The organism is Dactylosporangium sp. NPDC000521 (genome assembly GCF_042898305.1).
In the GTDB taxonomy this organism is placed as follows: Bacteria; Actinomycetota; Actinomycetes; order Mycobacteriales; family Micromonosporaceae; genus Dactylosporangium.
In genome coordinates, this window is record NZ_JBIAYW010000016.1 from 163,548 (window position 1) to 178,442 (window position 14,895).

The window sequence follows — 14,895 nt, forward strand, 5'->3', positions numbered from 1 at the left end:
GCTCGCGAGCGGATCAGGTCGCAGGCGGGGCTCATGCTGACGCCTGGAGCGCAGCGGAAGGTGCCGGCATGAGCGTCGACCCGAACCGGCCGAGTGCCGCCCGCATCTACGACCACTTCCTCGGCGGGACGCACAACTTCGCCGTCGACCGGGAGGTCGCCGCGCGGGCGTACGCGCTGGTCCCGGACCTGCCGCGGGTCGCGCGGGACAACCGGGCGTTCCTGCGCCGGGTGGTGCGGCTCGCCGCGGCGCGCGGCGTGCGGCAGTTCATCGACATCGGCTCCGGCATCCCGACCGAGGGCAACGTGCACGAGACCGCCCGCGCCGCCGACCCCGGGGCGAAGGTCGTCTACGTCGACGCCGACCCGACCGCGGTGATCCACTCCCGGCAGATCCTCGGCGACGACCCGCTGACCGTGGTCCTGCAGGCCGATCTTCACCAGGCCGGCCGGATCCTCGACGACCCGTCGGTGCGGGCGCTGGTCGACTTCGGCGAGCCGGTCTGCCTATTGTTGGTCGCGATGCTGCACTTCATCCCGGACTCGGCGGACCTGCACGCGGCGCTGCGCCGCTACCGGGACGCCGCCGCCCCGGGCAGCCTCCTCGCGATCACGCACGGCACCGCCGGCTCGCGCACCGACCGGCTCGAGGCCCTCGCCGACCTGTACGTGCGGACCGGCACACCGCTGGTGCTGCGCGACCGCGCCGCGATCCTCGCCCTGTTCGAGGGCTGGGAGCTGCTCGAGCCCGGCCTGGTCCACCTGCCGATGTGGCGCCCCGACCCGGGCGACCCGCCGGTCGAGGACCCGGAGGCGTACGCCGGTCTCGGCGCCGTCGGCGTCCGGTCGTGATCACCGGCGCCGACCTCGACGCGCACCGGGTGGAGCTCACCGGGTACTGCTACCGCATGCTCGGTTCGGCGTTCGACGCCGAGGACGCGGTGCAGGAGACGATGCTGCGGGCCTGGCGCGCCGCCGGCCGGTTCGACGAGCGGCGGGCGACCCTGCGGACATGGCTCTACTCGATCGCCACCAACGTGTGCCTGGACGTGCTGCGCGCCGCCGGCCGCCGCGCGCTCGCCGTCGAGCTGGCGCCCGCGGGCGTGCCGGGCGGCGGCTTCGGGGCGCCGCTGCCGGAGTCCGCGTTCGTCTCCCCCGTCCCGGACGCCAGGGTCCTGCCGCCCGCGGATCCGGCGGAGCTCGCCGTGCGGCGCGAGACGATCCGGCTCGCGTTCGTGGCCGCCCTGCAGGTCCTGCCGCCGAAGCAGCGCGCGGTGCTCATCCTCCGTGACGTCCTGGCCTGGTCCGCGGCGGAGGTCGCGACGTTGCTGGACTCGTCGGTGCCGGCGGTGAACAGCGCCCTCCAGCGCGCCCGCGCCGCCCTGCCCTCGGTGCCGCACCAGCGGCAGCCGGCGGGGCGGCTGGATCAGGAGCTGCTGGACCGGTACGTGCACGCGTTCACCAACCACGACGTCGACACGCTCGTGTCGCTGCTGCACGAGGACGCGACGATGTCGATGCCGCCGTTCTCGTGGTGGCTGTCGGGCCGCGACGCGATCGCGGCGACGATGCGCGCCTCCGACGCGTGCCGCGGTGACGTGCTGATCCAGGTGCGGGCCAACGGCGGGCCCGCGTTCGGCCAGTACCGGGACGGCCGGCCCTTCGCCCTGCTGCTGCTCACCGGCGGCCCGCTGATCACGTCGTCGGTCGCGTTCCTCGGCCGCGGGGACCTGTTCCCGCTCTTCGACCTGCCCGCCCACGCCGCCAGCCTGGACCGGGCCTCGTAGGCAGGCCGCACCCCGGCGCACGCCGGCCCTGACCGCGGCCCGCTCACACCACCCTGGACAGGACCTCGGAGCAGGCCGCGCCCCCGGCGCACGCCAACACTGACCGCGGCTCGGCGGCGGACCCGCTCACGCCCACGCCACCCTGGACAGGGCCTCGTAGACGGCCTCCGCCTCGGCCCGCACCTCGGCGCGCACCGTGTCGGGGTCGGCGCCGCCCCGGATCCGGTCGCGGATCAGGACATGCAGGGCCCGGTCGACGCCGGCGAGCACGGCCGCCCGCCACCGCGCGCCGCCCACGACCTCGCTCAGGGCCTCGGTCAGGGCCTCCTCCGCCAGCTGCGCGAGCAGCCGCGCCCGGGCCTGCAGCGCCGGGGAGTCCTCGACGACCTGCCAGAACGCTCCCGCGTCCGGCGACAGGCCGAGCGTCGGCTCCCCCCGGTCGAGCTCGGCCAGGAACAGCCGCCGGACGGCGTCCACCGGCGACTCGTGCGGGGCGCGGCCTCGTACCGCCGCCGCCAACCGCTGCACGACCTGCTCCTGCCGGTCGAAGAAGAGGTCCTCCTTGGTCGGGAAGTAGTTGAAGACGGTGTTCACCGACACGCGGGCCGCCTCGGCCACCTCCGCGACCGTCACCCGGTCGAACCCCCTGGCCAGGAACAACGCGAGAGCCGCGTCCGCGATCGCGGCCCTGGTCGCCGCCTTCTTCTCCGCCCGCAACGCCACGACCAGAATCTTAGCGTCACTTGAAATTTGGTGTGACACCAACTTTCGCCGTACGGTGTCGGCATGGTGAACTTCGGGATCTACCCGGGCGGCCTCGGTGCCGACATGGACGGCGCGCCCACCCCCGGCCCGCCGGAGGACGCGGCGCGCATCGACGAGCGGCTCGACGAGCTGCGCCCGCACCTCGTCCGCGGCTACGTGCACTACAGCGACGCCCGCGGCGGTCATCAGGAGGCGCCGCCGCACCCCGCCCGGCACGCGACCGGCGGGCGGCGGCTCGACCTGGTCGCCTGCTTCCGCGAGCCCGGCGGCGACCTCGGCGGCTGGCTGGCGTTCCTGCGCGGGCTGGTCCGCGCGCACGGCGACGTCCTCGCGACGCTGCAGGTCGGCGAGGAGGCCAACCACGACGGCCCGGGCGGCGACGGAGGGTCTGCGCACGTACGGCGGGCGATCGTGGAAGGCGTTCTGGCCGCCCGCGACGAGGTGGACCGGCTCGGGCTCGACGTGCTGGTCGGCTGCAACTCCACGCCGGTCTTCGACCCCGCGCAGGAGTTCTGGACCGGCCTGGGGCGCCTCGGCGGCGGCGAGTTCCGCGACGCGCTCGGCTACGTCGGCCTGGACTTCTTCCCTGACGTGTTCCGTCCTGTACCGGCGGACGCGTTCGCCGGCGCGGTGATGTCGGTGTTGCGCGGGTTCCGGGACGTCAGCCTCGCCGCCGCGGGCGTCCCCGCGTCGGTGCCGATCCACGTGACCGAGCACGGCTGGGCGACGGGGCCCGGTCGCTCGTACGAGCGCCAGGCCGACGTGCTGGAGACCGTCGTGCGGACGGTGGAAGGGCTGGCGGAGCCGCTGAACATCACGACATACGAGCACTTCTCGCTGCGCGACGCCGACTCGGCCAACCCTTCCACGATGTTCCAGTTCGGCCTGGTGCGCTCGGACTACACGCCGAAGCCGGCGTTCGAGCGGTTCCGGGCGCTGATCGCCGGGCGGGGCGTCACGGCGACTCGCCCAGGGTGACGGTGAGCTGCTGCTCGGCGCCGTCGCGCTTGACGGTCATCTTGAGCTGGTCGCCGGCCTTGGCGGCCTGGATGGCGTTGATGAGGTCGGTCGCGCCCTTGATCTGCGTGTTGCCGATCTTCGTCACGATGTCGCCGGTCTTCATGCCGGCCTTGTCCGCCGGGCCGGCGGCCACCACGCCACCGATCAGGGCGCCGCCGTCGCCGTCGCCGAGCTGCACGCCGAGGTACGGGTGGCTGACCTTCCCGCCCTTCGCGAGCTGGTCGGCGGCGGAGCGGGCCCGGTTGGCGGAGATCGCGAAGCCGACGCCGATGTTGCCGTTGCTGTTCTGGCCGGCGGTGAGGATCGCGGTGTTGATGCCGACGACCTCGCCGGCCAGGTTCACCAGCGCGCCGCCGGAGTTGCCGGGGTTGATCGCCGCGTCGGTCTGGATCGCGTCGGCGATCGACCGCGAGCCCTGCTCGCCCGAGCTGATCGTGCGGTGCAGCGCGCTGACGATGCCGGCGGTCACCGACCCCTGCAGGCCGAGCGGGCTGCCGACGGCGAGGACGGTGTCACCGACCCGGAGGGCGTCGCTGTCGCCGAACTTCGCGGCCGTCAGGCCCGACACGTTCTGCGCCTTGATGACCGCGATGTCGCCGGCGGGATCCGTGCCGACGACGGTGGCGCTGGCGGTCTTGCCCGTGCTGAACGTGACGGTCAGGTTGGTCGCCCCGGCCACCACGTGGTTGTTGGTGATGATGGTGCCGTCGGTGCTCATGATGACGCCGGACCCCTCGCCCTCGCCGGTCGAGATGTCCACGACGCTGGGCAGGACCGCTTCGGCGACGGCACCGACAGAGCCGCGCTCGAGGTTGGGGGCGGCGTTGCGGGTGATGACGGTGGTGGGCGCGGCGCTGTCGCCGGCGAACCTGGTCGCGACCAGCCCCCCGCCGAACGCCGACACGACGGCGATGACGATGCCCGCCACGATGAGCCCGGCGACCCGCCCGCCGCGCACCGGCTCCCGCGGCGGCGCGTAGGCCGGCTGGCCCGAGGCCGGGTAACCGGACACCGGGTAGCCCGAGACAGGGTAGGCCGAGACCGGGTAGCCGGAGACCGGCTGGCTGCCGTGCCCGGAGTGGCCGTTGTGGCCGTTGTGGCCGTTGTGCGGCTGCTGGCCGGGCGCGGTGACCGCGGGGAACGTCGCCGTGCTCGAGCCGATCCCGGGCGCCCCGCCGGCCGGGAACGCGCCCGCCTGCTGCGCCGGCCACGTCTGCGCGCCCGGCGCCGCGTGCTGCGGCTGCCCCGGCAGGGGCGCGGTGTGCGGCTGTCCCGGCAGGGGCGCGGTGTGCGTGCCCGCGGCGTGCTGCGGATGGGCTGGCAGCGGCGCCGGGTGCGCCCCGGCGGCGTGCTGCGGGTGACCCGGCAGCGGCGCCGTCTGCGGCGCGGCGGCGGGCTGACCCACCGACGGCGGGAACGGACCCGCCGGCACCTGCCCGGTCGCCGCGCTGGTCGCCACGGTGCGCGGCTCGTCCCCGACCGGCCTGGCCCAGATCGGCTCCGGCGGCGATGCCTGCGGAGACCCGGCGGGCGGGGCCGGCGGCGACTCAGCGCCTCCGCCGGACGGCGGGAGATCGGAGGCGCCCGGGGAGCCGTCCGCACCCGGCGGCTGGCCGGGCGTCGCAGGGCGTGCTGCGGTGGGCGGTGCGCTCCACTGGCGGTCCTCGTCACTCATGATGTCCACCTTGCACACCACACCTCCGCCCAAACTGGACTTCGGCTGGGAACTCGCCGTGAGCCGTCCCCGCTCGTGTACGGTCGACCGCCATGACCGATTTCGTCCTTCACCCGATCGGCTGGGTGGAGTCGCCGCTGCAGGACCGGGCCGCCGCCCCGAAGCAGGGCGACGAGGGCGCCCCTGACGCGTGGCTGCGGTTCACCGAGGCCGCCGGGCCGGGCCTGCGAGACCTGACCGCCGGCACCGACGTCCTCCTGCTCACCTGGCTCGACCGCGCCGACCGGGACACCCTGACCGTCCACCCGCGCGGCGACCTGAGCCGCCCGGCGACCGGCGTCTTCAGCACGCGCTCCCCCGACCGCCCCAACCCGGTCGGCCTGCACCGCGTCACGATCCTCGCCGTCGCCGGCACCAGGGTGCACGTCCGCGGCCTGGAGGCCCTGGACGGCACCCCGATCGTCGACGTCAAACCGGTCCTGGACCCGATCGGTGACCGCTGACCCCCGTCCGGGGGCGGGTGGAGCTGCCCGAGGCTCCCGCCGTTGCGCCGGCGACAAGCGGCACGCCTCCGGAGAGGCGTGCCGCCGTGGTGCGGTGCGGGACGGTCAGGCGGTCCAGTCGGGCCGCAGCGGGTAGGAGGAGTCGCCCAGGCGGGTGGTCTTCGTGGCGAGGATCTGGTGCAGCTGGATCTGGTTGCGTTCGAAGGCGAACCGGGAGCCCGCCATGTACAGGCCCCAGACGCGGGCGGTGCCGATGCCGACCTCGTCGACGCAGGCGTCCCAGTGCTCCACGAGGTTGCGGTTCCAGCCCGCGAGCGTGTGGGCGTAGTGCATCCGGAGGTTCTCCTCGTGCTGCACCTCGAACGCCGCGTCGTGGACGGCGCTGACGAGCTTGCCGGGGCTGGCCAGCTCGCCGTCGGGGAAGACGTACCGGTCGATGAACGCGCCCGGCCGGTGCGAGGTGCGGTTGTCGGCGCGGGTGATGCAGTGGTTGAGCAGCCGGCCGCCGGGCTTGAGCCGGTCGCGCAGCGTCTTGAAGTACACCGGGTAGTTGCGCAGGCCGATGTGCTCGGTGAGGCCGATGGAGCTGACCGCGTCGAAGTGCTCCAGCGGCGCGTCGCGGTAGTCCAGGTGACGGACCTCGGCGAGGTGGGAGAGGCCCTCGCGCTCGATCGCCGCCTGCGCCCACGCGGCCTGCTCGCGCGACAGGGTCACGCCGAGGGCCTTGACGCCGTACTCGCGGGCGGCGTGGCGGACCATGCCGCCCCAGCCGCAGCCGACGTCGAGCAGGCGCATCCCGGGCTTGAGCGCGAGCTTGCCGGCGACCAGGTCGTACTTGTTGGACTGGGCCTGCTCGAGGGTGTCGCTCGGCGAGCGGTACACCGCGCAGGTGTAGGTCATCGACGGGCCGAGGACCTTCTCGTAGAAGGCGTTGGAGACGTCGTAGTGGTGGTGGATGGCCTCGGCGTCGCGGCCGCGGCCGTGGCGCAGGCCCTGCAGGGTGCGCTTCCAGTTCGGCACGTGCTCCTGCGGCGGGGGCGGCACCGGGCGCAGCCGGTCCCAGCCGAGGCCCCGCACGAGCCGCAGCGCGTCGGCGGGTGACGGCATGCGCAGCTGGAGGCCGTCCTCGAGGGCCTTGAGCGCCTCGTACGGGTCGCCGGGGTGCACGCCGCGCAGCTCGAGGTCGCCGGACACGTAGGCGCGCGCCATGCCGAGGTCGCCGGGGGCGGTGAGCAGGTAGGTCAGGCCGCGTTCGGAGGCGACGTGCAGGCCGATCGACGCCGTGACGGGCCCGACGGCGCTGCCGTCGTAGGCGGTGATGCGCACGGCCGGCTCGCCGCTGGTGACGGCGCGGACGATCTCCGCGACGGTGGGCATCGGCGGACGCTGCCGCGGCGCCGAGGAACGTTTGTTGGTGATGGTCATCGTCGTCCTACTACCTTGTCGTAGAGGTCGGTCAGTCTGTGGTCAGGGTCGTAGCGGTCCTTGACGGCGCGGTACGCGTCGGCACCGTAGAGCCGGTCGAAGGTCTCGCGGTCGTAGTACGCGTCGGAGTACAGCGACTTGTGGCCGCCGAGCTCCGACACCTTGTCCTCGATGGCCCGGTTGACGTCGCCGTCGGCGGCACCGGGCACGATGGGCACTGTTCCCCAGAAGCCGACGTTCACGTACGGCTCACCCGCGTGCATCGGGTACAGGGGCCAGGCCGTCCCTGAGCGCAGCCGCAGCGGGCACAGCCAGATCGGTGCCATCGGCACGTTGCCGGTGAACCAGTCCAGGAACTTGCCGGTCAGCGCGAGGGGCAGCTCGACGTCCTGCACGACCCGTTCCCGGTCCGGGTTGCCCCGCAGCCGGTCGATCCTGGCGGCGACGCCGTAGCGGTTCTCCAGCCGCACGATGCGGTGGTAGACGTCGCTGCGGCGCAGCCTGGTGGGCCAGAGCCGGCGCAGCAGGGGCTGCTGCGCGCCGAACGCGGCCGAGCACCAGAACCAGTCGGTGTCCCACCGCCACAGGTAGTCGTAGGCGGTGAGGTTGTCGGTCGCCTTGGCCCGCAGCGACTGGTAGTAGATCGACTGGCCGGTGTAGTCGCTGGTCGGGCCGGTGCCGCCGAACCGGCCGAGGACGAGGTAGGACTCCCCCGGCCGGAACACGACGCCGTCCATCACGTCGACGTCCACGCCGTCCCAGCTCCCGGTGCGCATGACCACGCCGACGGCTTCGAGAAGCTCCTCGATGTCGTCGAAGCGGATGTTGCGCAGCTCGACCTGCGGCGCGATGGGCTGCAGCTCGATGCGCAGCCGGGTGGCGTACCCCAGGCTGCCCAGCGAGTTGGGGAACGCCGCGAACAGCGCGGCGTGCTCGTTGTCGGGACGAGCGGTGACGATCTCACCCGTGCCGGTGAGAATGTCGAGCTCGGTCACCGACTCGTGCGGCAGTCCGTGCCGCCAGGATGTGGCCTCGATGCCGAGGCCGGTGACGGCGCCCCCGAGCGTGATGGTGCGCAGCTGCGGCACCACCAGCGGCATCAGGCCGTGCGGCAGGGTCGCGTCGACGAGGTCCTCGTAGGTGCACATGCCCTGCACGTCGGCGGTGCGGGCGCCCGGGTCGATCTCGATGACCCCGTCGAGGCCGCTGACGTCCAGGCCGGCCGGGCCGGCCGCGGATCTCGGTCGGAACAGGTTCGATGTCTTCTTCGCCAGGCGGACCGGGCTGCCGTCCGGGACCGCAGCGTACGAGGCGCGCAGCACGGCCACCGCCCGCTCGTGCTCCGGTCTGCCCTTCGGGTTGATCCGTCTCACTCGATCACCTCCTTTCCTGTGAAGGTCCCCGTGACCTTGCACATTCCAGGTGTTCAAGAGTTGAAACTTGCACATTCGGCAAGATCATAAAACAGCAGGTGATCAACCTCACGGCACGCGGCAGTAACTTGACGCAGCGGTACCCCTCCGTTCAGACGGACCGCAGCAGCAGCTCCTCGACACCGCGGAGGTGGGCCTCGACGGCGGCGGCGGGCAGCACGGTCGTGTCGGCGAAGAGGGTGAGATCGAGGGTGCCGGGGACGGCGTTCACGTGCAGGAAGTAGCGGGCGCCGTAGTGCTCGACCCGCTCCCACTCGAGGGTGGTCGCCGGACGCAGCGCCTCGATCGCCCCGGCGGTCACGGTCCCGCCGGCGGCGACCGGGGTCTGCGCGTCGAACCGGCGGTCGTTGAACGACATCGACAGGTCCACCTCGCCGCCGCGCGCCGTGCCGACGGCGGCGAGCAGGTCGTCGAGGGCGGCCGGGTCGTACTGGGCGTGCAGGTATGCCTGCAGCGACGCCTGCATCGTCCGGCCGATGACCGGTGCCAGGTCGTCGTCGCCGACGTCGATGACGCAGAGCCCGTCCTGCGACGCCGGGCCGACCGCGTCGGCGAGCCCGGGGCGGAACCGGTTGCTGACGATCACCTGCAGCACCGCCTCCCGGGCGCCGGTCTGCCGGGCGAGCTGGACGGCGGCCGCGGCGAGGATGACCGCGGACGTGCTGACCTGGTGCCGGCCCGCGAGGAGCGTGACGGCGAGGTCGCCGGCGGGCGAGCTGAGCGTGGCGGCCCAGAACGGCGGCTCGCCCGCGGGCCGCTCGCGCTCGTCCGGAAACCGCCGCAGCGGCACGGTCTCCAGGTGCCGGCTCCAGTACCGCAGCGCCTTCTCGCTCTGCCGGCGGCCGGCCGCCGACTGCTGGTGCCGGGCCTGGTCGTAGGGCTGCCGGTCGCCGGCGTCCGCGAGGGGTTCGCCGCGCAGGCACAGCACGACGTCACGGACGAGCGCGGTCAGCCCGCCGCGGTCGGTGACGAGGTGGCAGATGCCGAACACCGCGTGGGTGACGACGTCGCCGACCCGCACGGCACCGACCCGCAGCGGCCACTCGTGCGGGTAGTCGTACGCGGGCGCGGTCAGCCGCTCCTGCAACGCCTTCGCCGCGGCGGGCGCGGTGCCGGCGGTGGCGTCGACGACGTGGACCTCGATCGTGCCGGCGGCGGCGAGGTCCTGCATCGGCGCGCCGTCGGCACCGGCGCGGACCCGGGTCCGCAGCGACTCGTGCCGCTCCATGACGGTGCGGACGGTGCCGGTGATCCGCGACAGCGGCGTGCCGACGGAGATGCCCTCGCCCTCGAGGTCGGTCACCCAGCTCATGTTGAGCGCCGCGTCGTCGGGGACCATCCGCTGGATGGCCCGCCAGATCGCGACCTGCCCCCAGCTCAGCCCGCAGACCCCGCCCCGGCTGCCGCTGAACTCGACCAGCGTTGCTGTCATGAGTCGGAATTCAAGCCGCCCAATTCAATCAACGTCAATACATGGCCGTCCCGACCATCGCACGCACGGCCGTCCTGCCGCGCACGGCCGTCCTGTCACGTGCGGCCGTCCTGGCACGCGCGCAGCCCGTCGAAGATCAGGTCGAGGGTCCGGTCGCGCAGGGCGTCGTCCCACTGGTTGCGCTCCGCGCCGAGGCAGGCCGCGCCCAGCAGGGCCAGCAGCTCGGGCATCGCCAGGTCGGCGCGGACGCCACCGGCCGCCTGCGCCCGCAGGAGCAGCGCCTCGACAGCGGCGCGCATGTCGCCGCCGATGCCGCCGAGCCCCTCCTTCGGGTCGAGACCGGCGCCGGTGACCGCGTCCGCCAGGGCCTTCTTGCGGGCGGACACGTCGACGATCCGGGCGAAGAACGCGAAGAACGCCCCGACCGGGTCGGCGGCGGCGAGCAGCGGGCCGGCGGACTCCGCGAGGCGGCGCATCCGCTCCACGACGATGGCCTGTAGCAGGGCCTCGCGGGTCGGGAAGTGCCGGTAGATCGTGCCGAGGCCGACCCCGGCCCGCTCGGCGACGGCCCGCATCGACACGGCGAGCCCGTCCCTGGCCAGGACCTCCTCGGCCGCCTCCAGGACCCGCACCCGGTTGCGTTCGGCGTCGGCCCGCACGTGCACCACCCGTCGTTGACAAACGGAACGTGCGTTCCGTATCTTTCGGAACGAGCGTTCCGATTCGCTGCGATGATACGGGGGCCGGGCATGGGGTTCGCCACGTTGGGCGCGTCCGGGCTGCGGGTGTCGGCGGCCGCGCTCGGCACGATGAACTTCGGCACCACCGGCGGCATCCGGGGCTGCGACGAGCCGGAGGCCGCCCGGATCGTCGGCGCGTTCCTCGACGCCGGGCACAACCTGATCGACACCGCCGACGTCTACGCGGGCGGCGAGTCCGAGCGGATCGTCGGCCGGGCGATCCGCGGCCGCCGCGAGGAGGTCGTGCTCGCTACGAAGGCCGGCATGCCGCAAGGTCCGGGCCCGAACGACCGCGGGCTGTCCCGGCGGCACCTGACCCGCGCGCTGGAGGCGAGCCTGCGCCGCCTCGGCACCGACCACGTCGACCTCTACCAGTGCCACCAGTGGGACGCCGGCACGCCGGTCGAGGAGACGCTGTCCACGCTGGACGGCTTCGTGCGGGCCGGGAAGGTGCGGTACCTCGGCTGCTCGAACGTCACCGCCGCGCAGCTCACCGAGGCGCACTGGACCGCCCGGGCACTGCGCGCGACACCGTTCGTCAGCGTGCAGCAGGAGCTGTCGCTGATCGCCCGCGACGCGCTGACCGAGCTCCTGCCGGCCGCCGCCAGGCTCGGCGTCGGGGCGGTCGTGTGGTCCCCGCTCGGCGGCGGCGTCCTCACCGGCCGCTACCGGGGCGGGACCGTCGAGGACGGCTCACGGGTCGCGCGGCTGCGGGACATGGGCACCGCGGCGGCGCGAGGCTGGGCCGATGCGATGCTGCTGCCACGGTACGACTGGCAGGCCGGCCTGGCCGCCGCCGTGGCCACCGAGCTCGGCACCACCCCGGTCGCCGTCGCCGTGGCATGGGCGAGGCGCCAGCGCGGCGTCACGTCGGTCATCATCGGCCCGCGCACCGTCGACCAGCTCGCGGACAACCTCGCCGGCTTCGACCTGGACCTGCCGCCGTCGGCGGTGGCCCGCCTCGACGAGCCGGGCGACCCGGCTGACCTCGTGCGGCGGTACTTCGAGATGTGGCGCACCGGTGACGCGTCCACAGTGGACACCCTGCTGGCACCCGGCTGGACCGACCACGGCCATCCGTCGGTGCGCACCCCCGCCGACGTGGCGGCGGCGGTCCGGGCCATCGACGTGCGGCTCGACATGGTCCTCAGCGACGGCGCCACGGTCACCGCCACCGGCCGGGTCGGCGACACCCCGCTGGTCTGGGTCTTCCGCACCGACGCCGGCCGGCTGGCCTCCCTGCGGACCTACCGTGGCCTGTAGTTGAATGGCCCGGTGAGCAGAGACTGGGTCGAGTGGCATCAGTTCTACACGACGCCCGGCTCGCCGCTGGGCAAGCGCCTCGAAGTGGTCCGGCGGGACCTGCGCCGGGCGTTGAGCGCCGCGCCCAGTGAGCCCGACGGTACCCGGCGGATCATCAGCATCTGCGCCGGCGACGGCCGTGACGTCCTGCCCGTCGTCGCCGAACACGACCGCAGGGCCAGTGCGCTGCTGGTGGAGCTCGACCCCACGCTCGCCGCCCGGGCCCGCGAAACCGCCGACGACCTTCTGCTGTCCGATGTGGACGTCCGCATCGCCGACGCGGGTGACGCCCGGACCTATGCCGGCGTCCAGCCCGCACACATCCTGCTGACCTGCGGAGTGTTCGGCAACGTCGACGCGGCCGACGCGCGGCGCACCGTCGCGGCCCTGCCCTCGCTCCTCGTCGCGGGCGGCATCGTCATCTGGACCCGCGCCGGCGACGCGAGCCTGGAGATCCGCGCCATGTTCGCCGAGCACGGGTTCACGGAGCTGTCGTTCACCGCCCCCGGCGACGCCCCCTTCCGGGTCGGCATGCACCGGCTCGCCGGCCCCGTCCTTCCCGGCCCGCTCACCGGGCGGCTCTTCACGTTCCGGTGACCTCCGTGAGCCAGTCCCGCCAGGCCTTCTCGAGTGCGGCCGGGTCGGCGCCGCCGAAGTGGTGGACCGCGACCGCGTCGACGCCACCGAACGCGGACCGGCCGAAGCAGCGGATCAGCGCGTCGCCGGTGCGGATGCCGACGAAGTTCGGGTGCCGGTAGTCCAGCACGCCCTGGACCCGCCCCACGTGCGGGAGGCGGAGATCGACCGGGCCGCCCTGCGGGGTCGCGGCGGTGCCGAGCGCCGCTCGCACCGGGGCGAAACCGGCGTCCGCGGGAGCGTCGACCGTGACGTAGGTGACGGGACGGCCACGGAAATAGAGCATGAACTGCCCGAACGTGTGCAGGTAGAAATCGGTGTGCTGACTGGCGCCGTCGTACTGCTGCTCCCAGTCGTCGACGAAGATGCCGCTGTGCACGTAGCGCCACGTCGACCCGCCGCCCGGCGCCTCCTCCACGACGTGCTCCAGCTGGTTGAACCAGCCGTCCGGCCCGTCCATGCGGCTCACCAAGCGGTGCGGCGGATCCCAGACCGTCACGGTGCCACCGAACGCGGCGGCGCCGCCTTCGCGGTGCTCGTACTCCATCGGCCACAGCCAGCCCGCGGTCCCGTCGACGAACCCGTCGAACACCGCGACCTGGTCCACCGGCAGCGCGCCCTCGCGCACGATCTCGAACTCCTTGCCCATCCCCCGATCCTAGGTTTCCGCGCTTTCACCCGGCGCGATCTCGCCTGGCCTGGCCCGCTGCGGCCTTTCACCTGGGCCGGGCGAGTCGGCGCGCTCCCCCGGCGGGCGACGGTGGGCGCATGACGGTGAAGGATCTGGCCACCCTCACGCCGAGCGGCTACCCGGCGGTGTCCCTGCTGATGCCGACCCACCGCACGCCGCCCGCCAACCAGCAGGACCCGATCCGGCTGCGTAACCTCCTCGCGGAGACGCGCCGCCGCCTGGAGGCCGACGAGTCGATCCCTCACGACGTCGCCACCGCCGTGTACGACGAGATCGCCGAGGCCGCCGCGCACGTCGACCTGCGGCAGGTCGGCGACGGGCTGGCGCTGTTCGCCTCGCCAGGGCAGGTGCACGTCCGCCTCCTCGACTCCCCCGTCAACGAGCGCGTCGTCGTCGCCGAGACCTACGAGATCCGCGACGTCGTCGCCGACGCGGCCCGCCGCCACCGGTACTGGGCGCTGGTCCTCTCCGAGCAGCCGACCCGCCTCTGGAGCGGCGACGGCGCCAACCTGGTGGAGGTGACGACGCACGGCTTCCCGTTCACGCACGAAGGCCCCGGCGGCACGCTCGGCCTGCCCCGCGACTACGGCCAGCGGCCCAGCGCACACCGCGACGAGCGGCACCGGCAGTTCTTCCGCGACATCGCCACCGCCCTCGCCCAGGTCGACGCCCTCGACTCGCGGCCCGTGTTCGTCCTGGGCGTGGAGCGCTACCTGGCGTTCTTCGCCGAGGAGTGGCACGCCCCGATCGCCGGCACCGTCCCCGGCAACTACGACCACGCCGGCCCGCACGACCTGCACAAGGTGCTCGCCTCGCACCTCGCCGCCTACCACGCCTTCGAGCAGATCGCGGCGCTGGAGCACCTCGACGTCGCCCGCGGCGCGCACCGCGTCGCCGCCGGCCTGCCCGAGGTGTGGCAGCTGGCCCGCCAGGGCCGCGGCGCGCACCTGCTCGTCGAGGAGAGCTACCACACCCCCGCCTGGATCCACGGCGACCACCTGCACCCCGCCGAGCAGCAGCCGAGCCAGGGCCCCGCCGGCACCCTCGTGGACGACGCCGTCGATGACGTGGTCGAGCTCGTCGCCCGCCAGTCCGGCGAGGTCACCTTCGTCGGCGACGGCAGCCTTGCCACCGACGGCCGCATCGCCCTGATCCTGCACTACTGAAGGCTGTTGCCCGCCTGTGGCCTTCGTGGCTGTTACCCGCCTGTGGCCTTCGGCCATGGGCTCGCCGCCCCACCGCTGGCGCGGCGGGTCCCGCCGGGGGATTCTCACCCCGGACCCCCAATGCTCGCTACGCTCGCACTGCCAGCGCTCCGCGCGGCAGGATTCCGCGTGCGCGGCATCCGGTGGCCGGTCGCCGCGGTGGCCGATGCGGGCCTCCCATGATCCGGTGATGCTTGACCGCCCGGTGATGCGTGACCACCCGGGGGTGCGCGAGGTCTTCCGGATCACGGATTAGCGGCCTGCGGCCCGGTTCCGGCGGGC

14 protein-coding genes are annotated in these 14,895 nt (G+C 73.8%); 7 read left to right on the top strand and 7 right to left on the bottom strand.

The window, feature by feature from the left end:
* Positions 1–68: 68 nt before the first annotated feature.
* Both ACFY3L_RS39260 and ACFY3L_RS39265 read left to right on the top strand, forming a co-directional pair.
* On the top strand, positions 69–851 hold the full coding sequence (locus tag ACFY3L_RS39260) for an SAM-dependent methyltransferase (protein ID WP_389336439.1): 783 nt from the start codon (positions 69–71) through the stop codon (positions 849–851).
* Entirely contained in the window at positions 848–1,786 is a 939-nt protein-coding gene (locus ACFY3L_RS39265) for an RNA polymerase subunit sigma-70 (protein ID WP_389336442.1), read from the top strand. The genes ACFY3L_RS39260 and ACFY3L_RS39265 overlap by 4 nt, the downstream gene beginning before the upstream one ends.
* Before the next feature lie 126 nt (positions 1,787–1,912).
* Here ACFY3L_RS39265 and ACFY3L_RS39270 read toward each other — a convergent pair whose 3' ends face one another.
* Positions 1,913–2,509: a TetR/AcrR family transcriptional regulator gene (locus ACFY3L_RS39270; RefSeq protein WP_389336445.1), complete on the bottom strand. Its 597-nt coding sequence runs from the start codon at positions 2,507–2,509 to the stop codon at positions 1,913–1,915.
* A gap of 63 nt (positions 2,510–2,572) precedes the next feature.
* On the opposite strand from ACFY3L_RS39270, the gene ACFY3L_RS39275 reads away from it, so the two are divergent.
* Positions 2,573–3,529: a hypothetical protein gene (locus ACFY3L_RS39275; protein ID WP_389336448.1), complete on the top strand. Its 957-nt coding sequence runs from the start codon at positions 2,573–2,575 to the stop codon at positions 3,527–3,529.
* Here ACFY3L_RS39275 and ACFY3L_RS39280 read toward each other — a convergent pair.
* The gene (locus ACFY3L_RS39280) at positions 3,507–5,246 is read right to left on the bottom strand and encodes a trypsin-like peptidase domain-containing protein (protein ID WP_389336451.1); all 1,740 of its coding nucleotides are present in this window, start codon (positions 5,244–5,246) and stop codon (positions 3,507–3,509) included. The genes ACFY3L_RS39275 and ACFY3L_RS39280 overlap by 23 nt on opposite strands.
* Positions 5,247–5,338: 92 nt before the next feature.
* On the opposite strand from ACFY3L_RS39280, the gene tsaA reads away from it, so the two are divergent.
* A complete protein-coding gene (tsaA, locus tag ACFY3L_RS39285) occupies positions 5,339–5,749 on the top strand; it encodes a tRNA (N6-threonylcarbamoyladenosine(37)-N6)-methyltransferase TrmO (RefSeq protein ID WP_389336454.1) in 411 nt (136 codons plus the stop codon).
* A 105-nt stretch (positions 5,750–5,854) separates the two neighbouring features.
* Here the strand turns inward: tsaA and ACFY3L_RS39290 are convergent, their stop codons facing one another.
* The 4 genes from ACFY3L_RS39290 to ACFY3L_RS39305 all read right to left on the bottom strand — a co-directional run bounded on the left by ACFY3L_RS39290 (position 5,855) and on the right by ACFY3L_RS39305 (position 10,698).
* The gene (locus ACFY3L_RS39290) at positions 5,855–7,126 is read right to left on the bottom strand and encodes a class I SAM-dependent methyltransferase (protein WP_389336457.1); all 1,272 of its coding nucleotides are present in this window, start codon (positions 7,124–7,126) and stop codon (positions 5,855–5,857) included.
* Positions 7,127–7,170: 44 nt separating this feature from the next.
* Positions 7,171–8,538, bottom strand: coding sequence for an FAD-binding oxidoreductase (locus ACFY3L_RS39295; protein WP_389336541.1), 1,368 nt, complete (start codon positions 8,536–8,538; stop codon positions 7,171–7,173).
* 160 nt (positions 8,539–8,698) lie between these two features.
* Positions 8,699–10,039 (bottom strand): condensation domain-containing protein, encoded by a 1,341-nt coding sequence (locus ACFY3L_RS39300; protein WP_389336460.1) that lies wholly within the window; start codon positions 10,037–10,039, stop codon positions 8,699–8,701.
* Positions 10,040–10,134: 95 nt separating this feature from the next.
* A complete protein-coding gene (locus ACFY3L_RS39305; RefSeq protein WP_389336462.1) occupies positions 10,135–10,698 on the bottom strand; it encodes a TetR/AcrR family transcriptional regulator in 564 nt (187 codons plus the stop codon).
* Positions 10,699–10,788: 90 nt separating this feature from the next.
* Here ACFY3L_RS39305 and ACFY3L_RS39310 point away from each other — a divergent pair, with 90 nt between their 5' ends.
* Positions 10,789–12,042: an aldo/keto reductase gene (locus ACFY3L_RS39310; protein WP_389336465.1), complete on the top strand. Its 1,254-nt coding sequence runs from the start codon at positions 10,789–10,791 to the stop codon at positions 12,040–12,042.
* A gap of 12 nt (positions 12,043–12,054) precedes the next feature.
* Positions 12,055–12,678, top strand: a complete 624-nt coding sequence (locus ACFY3L_RS39315; RefSeq protein WP_389336467.1) for a class I SAM-dependent methyltransferase — start codon at positions 12,055–12,057, stop codon at positions 12,676–12,678.
* On the opposite strand, the gene ACFY3L_RS39320 is transcribed toward ACFY3L_RS39315, so the two are convergent.
* Positions 12,665–13,366 carry an SRPBCC domain-containing protein gene (locus ACFY3L_RS39320; RefSeq protein ID WP_389336470.1) on the bottom strand — a complete coding sequence of 234 codons (702 nt, stop codon included), beginning with the start codon at positions 13,364–13,366 and terminating at the stop codon, positions 12,665–12,667. The genes ACFY3L_RS39315 and ACFY3L_RS39320 overlap by 14 nt on opposite strands.
* Before the next feature lie 119 nt (positions 13,367–13,485).
* Here ACFY3L_RS39320 and ACFY3L_RS39325 point away from each other — a divergent pair, with 119 nt between their 5' ends.
* On the top strand, positions 13,486–14,574 hold the full coding sequence (locus ACFY3L_RS39325) for a hypothetical protein (RefSeq protein ID WP_389336473.1): 1,089 nt from the start codon (positions 13,486–13,488) through the stop codon (positions 14,572–14,574).
* The last annotated feature ends 321 nt before the right edge of the window (positions 14,575–14,895 follow it).

Excerpts from the sequence above, each read along its gene's own strand:
- ACFY3L_RS39310 (WP_389336465.1), top strand. The coding sequence starts at position 10,789 with ATGGGGTTCGCCACGTTGGGCGCGTCCGGGCTGCGGGTGTCGGCGGCC.
- tsaA (WP_389336454.1), top strand. The coding sequence starts at position 5,339 with ATGACCGATTTCGTCCTTCACCCGATCGGCTGGGTGGAGTCGCCGCTG.
- ACFY3L_RS39325 (WP_389336473.1), top strand. The coding sequence starts at position 13,486 with ATGACGGTGAAGGATCTGGCCACCCTCACGCCGAGCGGCTACCCGGCG.
- ACFY3L_RS39280 (WP_389336451.1), bottom strand. The coding sequence starts at position 5,246 with ATGAGTGACGAGGACCGCCAGTGGAGCGCACCGCCCACCGCAGCACGC.
- ACFY3L_RS39320 (WP_389336470.1), bottom strand. The coding sequence starts at position 13,366 with ATGGGCAAGGAGTTCGAGATCGTGCGCGAGGGCGCGCTGCCGGTGGAC.
- ACFY3L_RS39300 (WP_389336460.1), bottom strand. The coding sequence starts at position 10,039 with ATGACAGCAACGCTGGTCGAGTTCAGCGGCAGCCGGGGCGGGGTCTGC.
- ACFY3L_RS39290 (WP_389336457.1), bottom strand. The coding sequence starts at position 7,126 with ATGCCCACCGTCGCGGAGATCGTCCGCGCCGTCACCAGCGGCGAGCCG.
- ACFY3L_RS39275 (WP_389336448.1), top strand. The coding sequence starts at position 2,573 with ATGGTGAACTTCGGGATCTACCCGGGCGGCCTCGGTGCCGACATGGAC.
- ACFY3L_RS39260 (WP_389336439.1), top strand. The coding sequence starts at position 69 with ATGAGCGTCGACCCGAACCGGCCGAGTGCCGCCCGCATCTACGACCAC.